We start from the raw sequence: 12,808 nt of genomic DNA, 5'->3' as shown, positions 1-12,808 counted from the left end.
TACCGAGTATGGTGACCGCTGTCATCAGCCACCATCGGGGGAGGCGCAGCTTGTCGGCTGTCCTGGAGATCGAAGGTCTACGTAAGACGTACAAGAGTCGCCGGCGCGGGGTCCGCAACGCGCTGGACGGCTTCGACATGCGGGTGGAGGCCGGTCAGGTGCACGGCTTCCTCGGCCCCAACGGGTCGGGCAAGACCACCACCCTGCGTACCCTGCTCGGGCTGATCCAGCCCGACGGCGGGCGGATGGCCATCCTCGGCCACGAGGTGCCAGGCGCCCTGCCCACCGTCGCCGGTCAGGTCGGCGCGATCGTGGAGAGCCCGCAGTTCTTCCCGCACTTCTCCGCCCGGGACACCCTGTCCCTGCTGGCCGGGGCCGGCGACGTCCCCGCCGTCCGGGTCGACGAGGTGCTCGAACTGGTCGGACTGCGCGACCGCGCCGGCGAGCGGGTCAAGACGTACTCGCTCGGCATGAAGCAGCGGCTCGCCGTCGCCTCCGCCCTGCTCAAGAACCCTAAACTGCTGATCCTCGACGAGCCGGCCAACGGTCTCGACCCGGGCGGCATCCGGGAGATGCGCACCCTGATGCGCACCCTCGCCGAATCCGGGATGACCGTGGTGCTCTCCAGCCACATCCTCGGCGAGATCCAGCTCATCTGCGACGAGGTCACCATCATCTCGCTGGGTCGCCGGGTCGCCGCCGGTCCGGTGGAGCAGGTGCTGGCCCAGCACTCGCACGGCGGCGTACGGGTGCGGCTGGACGCCGCCGAGGACCTCGCCGCCGCCGCCGAACTGCTCGGCCGGGCCGGCGTCGCGGTCACCCGCCACCCGGACCACCTGATGCTGGCCGGCGTGGACAAGCCGGCCACGGTCAGCCGGCTGCTCGCCGAACAACACCTGTACGTCAGCGAACTGGCCCCGGTCTCGGTGGACCTGGAGAGCGTCTTCCTGGAGATCACCGCCACCGCTCCGGTCCCCGGTCAGCACCGCCAGGTCGACCAGTCCGCCACGATCGGCGAGCCCGGCCACACCGCCGGCACCACGGGAGGGTGGGGCGCATGAGCCTGTACGTCACCGAACTGCGTCGGCTGGCCAAGCGCCGGCTCACCCGGGTCATGCTGGTCCTGCTCGTCCTCGGCCTGGCCGGCATCGTCACCGCCTTCACCTTCTCCAGCCACAAACTCTCGCCGGCCGTGATCGCCCAGGCGCAGGCGGAGTCGGACGCGAACTTCCGGGACGCCGTCCGGGAGTGGGAGCGGTCGATCGCCGAGTGCGACGCGGCCAAGGCGCGCGGCGAGCAGACCGAGGAGCGGTACGGCCCCAACTGCGGCCGGGACTGGAAGCCCACCGCCGAGATGTTCGACCCGAAGTGGAACCTGCCCTACCAGTTCGACTTCCGGGCGGAGTTCGAGATCTTCATCGCCGTCTTCGCCGGGGCGGTGGCGTTGTTCGGCTTCCTGATCGGCGCCTCCTTCGTGGGCGCCGAGTGGAGCACCGGCGGGATGATGAACCTGCTGCTGTGGCGGCCGAAACGGCTCACCGTGCTCGGCACCAAGCTGGCCGCCGTGCTCACCACGCTGACCGGGGTGACGGTGGTGCTCGGTGCGCTGTGGACCCTGGCCTTCTGGCTGATCGCCAGCTACCGGGGGACCACCGAGAAGGTCACCTCCGGGGTGTGGCAGTCCGCCGGGATCAGCGGCCTGCGGGCGCTGGCGATCATTCTCGCCGCCGGTGCGGTGGCCTTCGGGTTGGCTTCGCTGGGCCGGCACACCGCGATGGCGCTCGGCGTGGCCGTCGGGGTGGGGGTGATCAGCGAGATCGGCATCCGGATCGCCATGACGATCGCCGGGGTCCGGTTCGGTGACCGGTGGGTGCTGTCCACCTATGCGCTGGCCTGGTTCCAGAAGCAGTGGGCGCTCGTCGACTACCGCTCCTGCGAGTTCGTCCAGGGCGAGTGCACGCCCAAGGAGATGGTGGTGACCTGGCAGGACTCGGCGCTGGTGTTCGGCATCGGCACCGCCGTGGTGATGGTCGCCGCGTTCTGGCTGATGCGCCGGCGGGACATCACCTGATCCGGGTGCCGCCCGGTTCGGGCGGCACCCGATCGTGACGGGCCCGGGTCGACCACGTGTCGAGCCGGGCCCGTCCGTCGTCCGGAAGCGTCGCCCACCCTGGTTAAGCTGGGTTTCCCCGGCCGGTACGCCCGGTCGTCCACCCTGCCGAGGAGCGCCGTGCCGCCGCCCACCGACGCCATGCCGCCCGTGCCCCCCGCCGACCCCCCACCGCCCGCCGACGCCCTGCCGCCCGGTCTGCCCGCAGCGCCCGCCGACGCCCGGTCCGCGCCGTCGCCGGTGCCGTCGCCCCGCCCGGCACCGCAGGGCGACGTGCCCGCATCCCGACCGACCCCGGACGCCGACGTGCCGTCGCCCCGATCCGGGTCGGCCGGTGCGCGGGCGACGGCCGGCGGCGACGAGCTGACCGAGCGGGAGCGGTCGATCCTCGCCTTCGAACAGCAGTGGTGGCGACACGCCGGGGCCAAGGAACAGGCCATCCGGGACACTTTCGGGCTGTCCGCGACCCGCTACTACCAGGTGCTCAACGCCCTGCTGGACCGCCCGGCCGCGCTGGTCGCCGAGCCGCTGCTGATCGGCCGGCTACGCCGGCTGCGCGCCTCCCGCGCCCGCAACCGCCGCCGCTGAGCCCTGCCCACACCGACAGCGGAGCGTGAGGTTCCCAGCTCAGGTGGGACGACCGGCCGAGACCTCCGACCGGACCGCCAGTCAGCGGCCAAAGGGGTGGACGACGGCCGGTACGGGCGGCAGACTGCGGCACGTGGCAGGTACGGTACGGCTGGAGCCGGTGGACGAGGCGAACCTGGAATCGTTGCTCTCCGTAGCGGCGGCCGAGGCGGAGCCGGTTGACGTCATGCCCCCGGTCGACGCCCCCGCCGGCTGGTCGCTCGCCCGCCGGGAGGCGTTCCGTGACTTCCACCGGGCAAGCTTCGCCGGGCTGGACGGCCCGACCCGCACCGTGATGTTCGCCGTGTATGCCGGCGGCGAGGTGGTCGGCATGATCCGGATGACCCGCTGCGACGCCCCGGGAGTGGTGGAAACCGGGATGTGGCTCGGCCGGTCGGCCCGGGGCCAGGGCCTCGGCGCGGCGGCCCTGCGGCAACTGCTCAACGCCGCGGCGGCGGCCGGCATGCACTCCGTCGTCGCCGACACCACCCCGGACAACCTGGGGGCCGTCGCGGTGCTGCGCAACTGCGGCGCCAAGCTCCGCGAAGACGACCACAAGGTGTACGCGGAGATCTCGCTCGACGCGACGCCCCCCGCCGACGGCTGACCCTCTCGCCTGCCGCCGCGCGGGCGGCGTGTCGCCGACGGCTGACCCCCTCGCCTGCCGCCGTGCGGATCGGCGTGTCGCCGACGGTCGAGATGCCCGCAGCGAGTGATATGACTACCTGTCATATTTATGCCGCTCAGGTATATCGCTCACCGGCACATCCACCCTCCCCGACGACACGCCCAGCCGGAGCCGCCCGTCAGGCACGGCCGGACCCGCCCGCCCGGCACGGCTGGACCCGCCCGCCCGGCACGGCTGGAGCCGCCCGTCAGGCACGGCCGCACCAGCAGGCTCAGCCCGCGTGCTTGTCGGCGTAGGCGGCCAGCCAGGCGACCTGCCCGGGGTCCAGGGAGGGGCGCACCCGGTCCCGGGCGGTGGCGACGTGTGCGGCGGTGACCGTGGCGGCCGACAGCGACTCCCGCATCGCGGCCAGCGCCGCCTCCCGCACCAGCGCCGCACAGTCCGCCGCCGAGAAGCCGGTCAACTCGGCACCGAGCGCCGCCAGGTCGACGTCCTCGGCGAGCGGCACGGCGCGGGACGCGGCCCGCAGGATCTCCGCGCGGGCCGGGCCGTCCGGCGGCGGCACGTACACCAGCCGCTCCAGCCGGCCGGGACGCAGCAGGGCCGGGTCGACCAGGTCCGGCCGGTTGGTCGCCCCGATCACCACGACGTTGCGCAGCGCCTCCACCCCGTCCAGCTCGGTCAGCAGGGCGGCCACCACCCGGTCGGTCGTACCGCCGTCGGTGGCCTGCCCGCGTACCGGGGCCAGCGCGTCCATCTCGTCGAGGAAGACCAGCGTCGGCGCGGCCTCGCGGGCCCGGCGGAACAGCTCCCGCACGGCCCGCTCGCTCTCACCGACCCACTTGGACAGCAGCTCGGCACCCTTCACCGACAGCACGTTCGCCCGTCCGGTGCCGGCCAGGGCGGTCACCAGGTAGGTCTTGCCGCACCCGGGTGGCCCGTAGAGCAGCACCCCCCGGGGCGGCTGCACCCCCAGCCGGGCGAAGGTGTCCGGGTAGGTCAGCGGCCAGAGCACCGACTCGGTGAGGGTCTGCTTCACCTCGCCGAGACCGCCGACGTCGTCCAGGGTGACCGTCGCCAGCTCCAGCGTGGACGCCGCCATGGTGGTCGGCCGGACCACCTCCAGCGCCGCGGTGAAGTCGGCCATCGCCACCGTCGGCGTCTGCGCCGTCTTCTGCCGCAGCGCCGCCCGCACCCCGGCCTCCCGGACCAGCGCAGCCAGGTCGGCGGCGACGAACCCGGGGGTGCGCCCCGCCACCTCGTCGAGCCGGACGTCCTCGGCCAGCGGCACCTGCCGGGTCAGCACGGTCAACTGTTCCCGACGCAACGCCGGATCGGGCAGCGGCACCGAGATCCGCAGCGACAGCAGATCCGGCGCACGCAACCCCGGATCGACCGACTCCGGCCGCGCGGTGGTGCACACCACCGCCGTACCCGACCGGACGGCCCCGGCGAGCACCTGCCGGAACACGGTGGCCAGCGGCCCGGCGTCCTCGGCCGGGGCCAACGCCTCCACGTCGGTGACCAGCAGCACGGCCGGCCCGCCCGAGGCCAGCTCGGCGACGGTGTCGCGCAGCCGTCGGGCCGCCGCGTCGTTGGTCAACGCGGCGAGTTCCGGCGCCCACAGCGGGCGTACCCGGGCACCGACCGTCTTGGCCACCGCCCGCACCAGCGCCGACTTGCCCGAGCCGGCCGGCCCGCTGAGCAGCACACCGAGCGAGACCGTGGTACCCAGCCGCCCCAGCACCTCGCGGTGGTGGAAGCCGAGGTCCAACAGTTCGGTCAGCTCCTCGGCCTGCGCCCGCAGACCGGGCAGCTCGTCCACGTGCGGCACGTCGTCGTCGTGCCCGACCCCGCCGGCCTCCCCGGTCCCGCCGACCCCGCCGGCCTCCCCGGTCGGACCGGCCCGACCGGTCGGGTCCGTCGCGCTGCCGGCCGGAGCCGTCCCGGTACGGCCGGTCGAGCCCTGCCCGGGGCCGGCCGGGCCGGACGAACCGTGGGTGACCTGACCGTGTTCCCAACCGACCACGGTGTCCATGGTGACCAGGCCACCGGTCTGCGGGTCGGCGGCGACCACGGTCAGCAGGGTGCTCGTCCAGGCGTACCCGACGGTGTTGGCGAGGCTGCGGCGGGCGGCCTCGACCAGACCGCGTACCGAGGCGTCGGGGAGCACGTCCTGGGGGAGCAGCGAGACGTTGTCGCCCTCGCTGACGACCTTGCCGAGCAGGGCGAGCCGGAGCATCTCCGGGGACACCGCGGCGAGCACCGACACCGGGCCGGCCAGGGTCACCCGGCGGGCCGGGGTCACCGGGGCGGGACCGACCGTCACCTGCCCGCCGTCGCGCAGCCCGAGGTTGCCCAGCGTCAGGTCGTCGGCATAGAGCAGGGCGGCGCTGGCGGTCGGCTCGGCGGGCGCGACGATCCCGGCGGTGACCCGCCTGCCGGCCAGCCGTACCGGGTCCCCCGGGCGCAGGGCCAGGGCGGTGAGCACCTCCGGGTGTAGCCGGACGATGCCACGTCGGGCATCCAGCGCGGCCGGGCGCAGGCTGGCGGTCAGGGTCAGATCCGGTGCGGGCATCGCCCGACAGTAGCCGCCCGCCGCCGCCGACGCCCGGCGGTCATCCGGTACGACCGCCCAGGCCAGCCGGCCGGTCGGGCCCGGACGCGGGGTGCCGCGCCCGGTCGTACCGTCAGGTGTCGTTGTCGAGCAGCGTCGGGTCCCGCCGGATCAACTCGGCGAGCCGGGCCGCCGGATCGACACCCGGCATCTCCCGGGCCGGGGTCCACGCCGGTGGCGTCCGGTCGGCCAGCGGCCAGGCCGGCGGCGGGGTGGCCGACGGGTCGCCACCCGCCCGCGCCCCGCCGTCGGACCGCTCGTTGCGTGCCCCGTTCTCCGGTCGCTCGGTGCGTGCCCCGACGCCCGGCCGCTCGTTGCGGGCCGCGGGCTGCGCCTGCTCGATCCGCAGCGGGAACGTACGTCCGGCGTACTCGACGCGCAGCACCACGGTCAGGCCGGGGTGGGCGGCCACCACCCGGCGGACGGCCTCGGCCACCTCCTCCACCGGGTCGCCGCCGGGGGCGGGGACCGGCCCGGCCCACCCGGGCCCGGTCCGGGCCAGTTCGCCGGCCGCCGGCGTGCCGGGTCCCGGCCCGGGGCGTGCCGGCCCGGTGGCGGCCGATCCCGGGCGTGCCGGTTGCGTCGCTGCCGGCCCGGGGTGGGCCGGGGCGGTGGCCGGGTGGCCGGTGGTCCCGAAGGCCAAGGTCGGTCCGCCGTCGTCGCTCTCCGGATCGACCGACCGGCGGCGACGGGCCTCCTCACGGCGGGCCAACCGGGCGAGTGTCTCGTCCAGACCACCCCTCATCACGTCCCCCTCTCCGATGGAAACGACCGGGCGTCGGTTCGGTCAGGCGCCCTTCTCCCGCACCGCCCGGTCCAGCGCCCGGTCCAGGACGACCAGCAGGGCGTCCCGTACCGACAGCCGTTCCCGGGCGTCGAACTGCACCAGCGGCACGTGGTCACCGATCGCCAGCGCCCACCGGATCGCCCCCAGCTCGTGGGTCAGCCGGCCGTCGAAGGTGTTCACCCCGACCACGAAGGGCAGGCCGGCCCGCTCGAAGAAGTCGACCGCCGGGTAGCAGTCGTCCAGCCGGGAGCTGTCCACCACCACCAACGCGCCGAGCGCGCCCCGTGCCAGGTCGTCCCACATGAAACCGAACCGGTCCTGGCCGGGCGTGCCGAACAGGTAGAGCTTCAGGCTCCGGTCGATGGTCACGCAGCCGAAGTCCATCGCCACCGTGGTGGTGGTCTTCCCGCTGCGGGCCCCCGGGTCGTCCACCCCGATCCCGGCGCTGGTCATCTCGGCCTCGGTGGTCAGCGGGGCGATCTCGGAGATGGCACCGACCGTGGTCGTCTTGCCCACCCCGAAACCTCCGGCGATGAGCAGCTTGACCGGGATCGGCGGAGCGGCCGGCGGGCCGCTGCGGGTGTCCGTCGTCGGTGTCGCCGATGCCGCCGGTGGTCGGTACGGCAGTGGCGCGGCCGGGTGCTGCGGTGCCGTCGGCGGGCCGCCCACGGGCTGTCCGTAGCGGGCGGAGGCACTGTTCGCGGCGAGCCCGCCGAGCGGGGCGACCGGCCATTCAGGAGATCGCACGGAGTCCATCAATCACTCGCAGGATGAGGTCGGGGTCAAATGCGTCGTCGACGGCGCCGACGTGCACGTCGAGATGGCCGGCGGCCCGCAGGTCACCGACCAGCACCCGGGTCACGCCGAGCTGCAGCCGCATCCGGGCGGAGATCTCCGCCACCGAGATCGGCTCACCACACAGGGCGACGATCGCCTGCAACTCGGGGGCCAGCAGGGCCGCCACGGCGGCGGCCCGGCCCGGCCCGGTCCGGGCGGTGACCTGGGTCTCCAGGCCGATCGCCGGGTCGGCGCCGGCCACCCGCCCGGCGGTCAGCACGAACGGGCGGGGGCTGGCCGGGCGGTCGGCCTCCGGCTCGGGGACGGGCGTGGGCGTCGGTGTCGTATCGCCCACCGGGGTCCGCAGGTAGGGGCGGACCCGGACCATCGGTTCGGGTTCCGGTTCCTCGCCAGCGGCGTCCCGGGTCATTGCTGAACGGCGTTCTTCAGCTCGGCGATGAGTCTCGGTGTCAGCGCGCCGCCGGCCCGGCCGGCGAAGAGGGTCATCTCGTACGCGACGGTGCCCAGGTTGGCCGACCGGTCGGCGATCACGCCCAGCACGGAACCGCTGCTGATCGCCGTGATCAGCAGGTAGCCGTCGGCCATGTCCACGATCACCCGGTTGAGCCCGCCGAGGGCGTACCAGCTGGCGGCACCCCCGGCCAGGCTGGTCATGCCGGAGACGACGGCGGCGAGGCGTTCCGCGTTGGACCGGTCCTTGATCGACGACATGGCCATCAGCAGCCCGTCGGAGGAGACCGCGATGGCCTCCAGTACGCCGGCGGTGCTGGAGGTGAACGAGTCCAACAGCCAGTTGAACGTGCGCGCCTCCGGGCTGAGGTCCCCGGCCGGGTGGTTCTGGTAGTCGACGTTCTCGTGTACGTGCGGGCTGGTCACCGTGTCGTTCCTTCTTCAGTGCGGTGGTCGGTGCGGACTTCGCGCAGAGCGCGGGCGACGCCCGTCTCGAACGCGTTGATGAGATCGCGGACCTCGCCCGGATCTCCCGGATTCTCACTCGGTGCCTGCCGGGGCGGCGAGACGGCCAGGTTGGCGCCCGGGACCCGCCGGGTCAGCCGGGGCACCGCCGGTGCGGTGGAGGGCTGGGCCGCAGGGGGTCGAGCGGCGGACGACGGGGTGGCGGCGGGCTGGGCGGCAGTGGGTCGGGTGGCAGCGGGTCGGGCGGCGACGGACGCGGCGGCCGGCCCGGCCTGTTCGGCCCGGTGCACCCCGGACTGGAACTGCTCGACCAGGGCCCGCGCTGCCTCCGGGTCGGCCCGGCTGCCGTCCACCGGCCCGACGACCGGTGCGGTGCGGGGCAGGCTCGCACCGGGGACCCGCTGCCGGATGCCCGGCAGCGGGGCCGGTCGGCCCGTCGTGGTCTGCCCCACGGTGGGGAGCAGAACGGCCTGCGGGACCGCCGGGTGCGGCGCGTCGGCCACCGGGGCCACCGTGGCGGTGCCCCGGGCCGGCAGCACCGTCGTGGCACCGGCCGGGTCGCCGCCGGCGGGACGGGCCACGTCGGGGTCGGTGCCGGGGGTACGGGACGGCTCCTGGTCGGCCGGCGCGGTGCCGAACGCGTCCCAGGGGCCGGTGGCCGCCATGCTCCTGGTCGCCTTGCTGAGCAGGGTGGGGTCGAACCCGGGCAGCGCCGTGGCGTCGACCATCGGCCGGGCCGACGCCGCGTCGACCATCGGCCGGGCCGACGCCGCGTCGACCGTCGGCCGGGCCGGACCGGCGTCGAGCACGACCGGCGTGCGGCCGGTCCGCAGGGGGACGTCGGTGCCGGGCCCGGTGGCCGGGCCGGTCGGTCCGGGTCGTTCCCGCGTCGGCAGTCCGGCCGGCGGGGTCGTCACGGGGCGGTCCCGCGACGGCAGCGCGACCCGGCTGACGGGTTCCCCGCCACGCCCGGTCGCGGGGCGGGCCAGGGCGGAGCCGGGAAGCACCAGGCTGGCGGTCACCCCGCCGCCCGGGGTGGCGGCGAGTTCCACCGTCCAGCCGTGCCGGCGGGCGAGCCGACCCACCACGAACAGTCCCAGCACCTCGGACGGGGCCAGGTCCAGCCGCTCCCGGCGGGTGAACCGGGCGTTCTCCTCGGCGAGCCGCTGCTCGCTCATCCCGATGCCCTGGTCGATGACGGCCAGCCGGGCACCGTCGTCGGTCGTCTCGGCGGTGACCACGACCCGGGTGTGCGGCGGGGAGAACACGGTGGCGTTCTCCATCAGCTCGGCCAGCGTCAGCACCAGGTCACCGACGATCGCCGGTGCGGCGACCACCTCCGGCGGGACCTGTACGTCCACCCGGGTGTAGTCCTCGATCTCACCGAGGGCCAACCGGACCACGTCGGCGACCGGGACCGGTGCGACGTGCGCGTCGTCGCCGGTCGCGCCGGAGAGCACCACCAGGCTGCCCGCGTTGCGGCGCAACCGGCTGGAGATGTGGTCGAGCCGGTACAGGTGCTCCAGCCGCCCCGGCTCGGTCTCCTGCTGCTCCAGCCGGTCGATCAGGGCGATCTGCCGGCCGACCAGGTTCTGGGTACGCCGCCCGACGTGGCCGAACATCTGGGCCACGTTGCGTCGGCTCGCCACCTGCCGTTCCACCAGCCGGGCGGCGGTGTTCTGCACCCGTTCGAAGGCGCGCGCCAGGTCGCCGATCTCGTCCCGGGCACCCACGTCGACCGGGTCGAGACGTACCGGTGGGGTGGTTTCGGACTCGTCGTCGGCGACCCGGACCAGTTCGGACTCGGCGACCCGGGCGACCCGGTCGGCGGAGCGGGTGAGCCGGGTGAGCGGTCGGGCCACCGCCCGGCCGACCGCCACGGTGAGCAGGATGACCGCGATCAGGATCAGGACGATCAGCAGGGTCACCCAGTACGCCCCGGCGAGCGCGACCTGCCGGTCGGCGCGTACCTCGGCGGTGACGTCGGCGGCCAGCTTCTTCTCGACGAACTGGCCGAGCGTGATCATCGAGCCGACGGTGGGGAAGAGGGTCGCCACGTCCAGCGCGCCGATGGCGGTGGCCGGGTCGACGGCGCTCTGGTCGATGAAGTTCGGCCCGGTGCGGTTGGCGACCGCGACCTCCTCCAGGGTGAGCAGGTCGAGCTGCTCGGGGGTGACCAGGGCTTGGAGCCGGGCGCTCTCGTCGGCGAGGACGGCGAAGTTCGCCACGTAGGCGGTGACGGTCTGGGCGTTGGGCCGGGCGGCGACCAGCACGATCAGGGTGGCCCCGGCGCTGAGGCTCTCGCCGGTGCGCAGCAGGCCGTCCAGGGCCAGCACCTGTCGTCCGGCCGGGGTACGGGTGTCCGCGTTGAGCCGTAGCCGCAGCGAGTCGATCAGGGCGGTGTTCACCGGCCCGTATCCGGCCATGAGCTGGTCGGGGCCGGTCTGTCCGGCGACCGCCGCCGTCCGCAGGGCGGCGAGCTGGCGTACCCCGTCGAGGGCGGTGTCGACCTCGCCGGGCAGGTCGTCGCCGAGGTCGGAGCGCAGGTCGGCGACCCGGTCGTCGACCTCGGCGATCTTCTGCACGAGGTCGGTGCGTTGCACCTGCCCGAGCAGCAGGCCGACGGCGAGCAGTCGTTCCTGCTGGAGGTGTTGCAGGATCGTGCCGACCCGGCTGGCGATCCGGACCCGGTCGGCGATGTCGCCGGCCCGCTGGGCCGCGGAGGCCCGCTCCCAGACCACCGGCACCGTGAGCCCGGCCATGCAGAGCAACGGGACCACCACCAGCAGGGCCAGCTTGCCCCGGATTCGCAGCCTACCGAGCAGCATCGAAGGGCCTCCACCGGTCGGGTTCGGTGCCCCGGCCGGCCGGCTGGAGCACCGGCCCGGTGGGCAGGCGGCCGGGCGGCGTCGGCGGCTCCCACGGGGCGGGTCCGCTCGCGTCGGCCGGCTCGACCGCCGGGGTGTCCCGGCCTGTCGGGCGCTCACCGCGGCGGGTCAGCCAACCGCTCGCGCCGAGCGCCACCAGCAGCAGCCCGGCCACGCCACCGGCGGCGAGGATCAGCAGCGCGTCGCGGTCGAGCTGGTCGATGCGCTGCCGCAGCAGCCGGTCGAGTTCGTCGAGGAGGACCGGCTGCAGTTCCCGGCTGGCGGTCTGCGCCTGGTTGCGGGCGGCGGCGAGTTTCGCCACGTCCAGCTCCTGGGTCCGGCCCCGGGGCTGGGACAGCGCCCCCAGTGCCTCGATGGCCCGCTGGTAGGTGTCGAACGGGGTGAGCACCCCGGCACCGATGTCGGCGCTCTCCGAGGTGTCGACCACCGTCTGGAGGTCGTTGACCAGGTCACCGGCCGGTTGCAGGGCGGCGAACCGGAGGGTGGCCAGTTCACCCACGGTACGGGCCTGGTCGGCGGCGGGGCGTCGCTGCGCCAGCACGGCCAGGTCGACGAGGCGTCCGGCGGCGACCGTCGCCTCCGGCATCTCCTCGCCGACGCCGTCCTGCAGGAAGTACGAGTCGGAGCCGGGGTCGCGGATCAGGCCGGAGGTTTCGCGGATCTTGCCGTGCAGGGCGAGTAGCAGGTCGGTGACCTCGCCGTACGCGGTGAAGGCGGTTTCCGGGTCGGTGAGCGACCGGCTGGGCAGGCCCTCCAGTTTCGCGCGCAGGCCGGCCCACCGTTCGGTGCTGCGCAGTTCGCCGCCGACCCGGGTGTCGACCGCCGCGGCCTCCTCCACCGCCCGGTCCAGGGCGTCGCGGGGCACCGGCCGGCCGGCGACGGCGGCGGTCTGCGCGTCGACCAGTGCGGTGGTGACCGGGCCGAGGGCGCGCAGGTACTCGACGCCGAGCCGTTCCCGTTCGGCCAGCTCGCGGTCGGCGTCCACGAGCCGGTGGCCCTGTACGACGAGGAACGCCACCGGCAGCAGCAGCGCGGTGGCGAGTAGCAGCGGCAACAGGCGGCCCGGTGTCCTGGGCCGTCGACGGACCCGCGAGGCGGGAACGGTCATGGTTGTCTCCTCCGGCGGCGGCGCAGGGGGTCGGGGATGGCGTGACAATTCGGTCCCGTGCGTCGGACCGAGAACCTAATCGACGGGCGATCCCTGGCCGGAGGTCTACGCGGGTCAGTTTTGCGTCACTTCGAGTGATGTGACGCAAGATTGACCCGCTCGTGACGCTGCGTACTGTTGTCGCGGTGACATGCTCGTTTCCATAGCGATATAGCGTCTTACGCGTGAATTCACGTAATCCGAATTCGTACTGCGTGAACGCCGGGTGACCTTGTGCGGTTTCCGCTGTCCGACCGACGATCGGCTGCCCAGGACGGACGTACGGCGGAT

Annotated in this window: 11 protein-coding genes; 4 read left to right on the top strand and 7 right to left on the bottom strand. The window is 74.4% G+C overall.

Going from position 1 to position 12,808, the window contains the following annotated elements:
- The first annotated feature begins 50 nt into the window (after positions 1 to 50).
- The 4 genes from ACN261_RS06390 to ACN261_RS06375 all read left to right on the top strand — a co-directional run bounded on the left by ACN261_RS06390 (position 51) and on the right by ACN261_RS06375 (position 3,344).
- Entirely contained in the window at positions 51 to 1,061 is a 1,011-nt protein-coding gene (locus ACN261_RS06390) for an ABC transporter ATP-binding protein (RefSeq protein WP_421484396.1), read from the top strand.
- On the top strand, positions 1,058 to 2,071 hold the full coding sequence (locus ACN261_RS06385; protein WP_425848898.1) for an ABC transporter permease subunit: 1,014 nt from the start codon (positions 1,058 to 1,060) through the stop codon (positions 2,069 to 2,071). Before ACN261_RS06390 ends, ACN261_RS06385 begins: the two co-directional genes overlap by 4 nt.
- A gap of 189 nt (positions 2,072 to 2,260) precedes the next feature.
- Entirely contained in the window at positions 2,261 to 2,698 is a 438-nt protein-coding gene (locus tag ACN261_RS06380; protein WP_425853565.1) for a DUF3263 domain-containing protein, read from the top strand.
- 133 nt (positions 2,699 to 2,831) lie between these two features.
- A complete protein-coding gene (locus ACN261_RS06375) occupies positions 2,832 to 3,344 on the top strand; it encodes a GNAT family N-acetyltransferase (protein WP_421484394.1) in 513 nt (170 codons plus the stop codon).
- A gap of 292 nt (positions 3,345 to 3,636) precedes the next feature.
- On the opposite strand, the gene ACN261_RS06370 is transcribed toward ACN261_RS06375, so the two are convergent.
- From ACN261_RS06370 to ACN261_RS06340, 7 genes are all read right to left on the bottom strand, one after another.
- Positions 3,637 to 5,943: an AAA family ATPase gene (locus ACN261_RS06370; RefSeq protein WP_421484393.1), complete on the bottom strand. Its 2,307-nt coding sequence runs from the start codon at positions 5,941 to 5,943 to the stop codon at positions 3,637 to 3,639.
- 112 nt (positions 5,944 to 6,055) lie between these two features.
- Positions 6,056 to 6,727 carry a hypothetical protein gene (locus ACN261_RS06365; RefSeq protein WP_425848895.1) on the bottom strand — a complete coding sequence of 224 codons (672 nt, stop codon included), beginning with the start codon at positions 6,725 to 6,727 and terminating at the stop codon, positions 6,056 to 6,058.
- Between the two features lie 42 nt (positions 6,728 to 6,769).
- A complete protein-coding gene (locus ACN261_RS06360; protein WP_421484391.1) occupies positions 6,770 to 7,525 on the bottom strand; it encodes an ATP/GTP-binding protein in 756 nt (251 codons plus the stop codon).
- On the bottom strand, positions 7,503 to 7,976 hold the full coding sequence (locus ACN261_RS06355; protein WP_425848892.1) for a DUF742 domain-containing protein: 474 nt from the start codon (positions 7,974 to 7,976) through the stop codon (positions 7,503 to 7,505). Before ACN261_RS06355 ends, ACN261_RS06360 begins: the two co-directional genes overlap by 23 nt.
- Positions 7,973 to 8,443: a roadblock/LC7 domain-containing protein gene (locus tag ACN261_RS06350; protein WP_067305308.1), complete on the bottom strand. Its 471-nt coding sequence runs from the start codon at positions 8,441 to 8,443 to the stop codon at positions 7,973 to 7,975. Before ACN261_RS06350 ends, ACN261_RS06355 begins: the two co-directional genes overlap by 4 nt.
- Positions 8,440 to 11,310: a nitrate- and nitrite sensing domain-containing protein gene (locus ACN261_RS06345; protein WP_425848889.1), complete on the bottom strand. Its 2,871-nt coding sequence runs from the start codon at positions 11,308 to 11,310 to the stop codon at positions 8,440 to 8,442. The genes ACN261_RS06350 and ACN261_RS06345 overlap by 4 nt, the downstream gene beginning before the upstream one ends.
- Positions 11,297 to 12,478, bottom strand: coding sequence for a hypothetical protein (locus ACN261_RS06340; protein WP_421484388.1), 1,182 nt, complete (start codon positions 12,476 to 12,478; stop codon positions 11,297 to 11,299). Before ACN261_RS06340 ends, ACN261_RS06345 begins: the two co-directional genes overlap by 14 nt.
- Positions 12,479 to 12,808 lie beyond the last annotated feature (330 nt).

Source organism: Micromonospora sp. WMMD723 (assembly GCF_049863385.1).
GTDB lineage: Bacteria > Actinomycetota > Actinomycetes > Mycobacteriales > Micromonosporaceae > Micromonospora > Micromonospora wenchangensis.
Note: the sequence above shows the minus strand (reverse complement) of the source record. Positions and strands in the feature narration are given on the sequence as shown.

Bases quoted from the DNA above. Each gene is read 5' to 3' on its own strand.
- ACN261_RS06385 (WP_425848898.1), top strand. From the start codon at position 1,058: ATGAGCCTGTACGTCACCGAACTGCGTCGGCTGGCCAAGCGCCGGCTC.
- ACN261_RS06370 (WP_421484393.1), bottom strand. From the start codon at position 5,943: ATGCCCGCACCGGATCTGACCCTGACCGCCAGCCTGCGCCCGGCCGCG.
- ACN261_RS06365 (WP_425848895.1), bottom strand. From the start codon at position 6,727: ATGAGGGGTGGTCTGGACGAGACACTCGCCCGGTTGGCCCGCCGTGAG.
- ACN261_RS06360 (WP_421484391.1), bottom strand. From the start codon at position 7,525: ATGGACTCCGTGCGATCTCCTGAATGGCCGGTCGCCCCGCTCGGCGGG.
- ACN261_RS06355 (WP_425848892.1), bottom strand. From the start codon at position 7,976: ATGACCCGGGACGCCGCTGGCGAGGAACCGGAACCCGAACCGATGGTC.
- ACN261_RS06345 (WP_425848889.1), bottom strand. From the start codon at position 11,310: ATGCTGCTCGGTAGGCTGCGAATCCGGGGCAAGCTGGCCCTGCTGGTG.
- ACN261_RS06340 (WP_421484388.1), bottom strand. From the start codon at position 12,478: ATGACCGTTCCCGCCTCGCGGGTCCGTCGACGGCCCAGGACACCGGGC.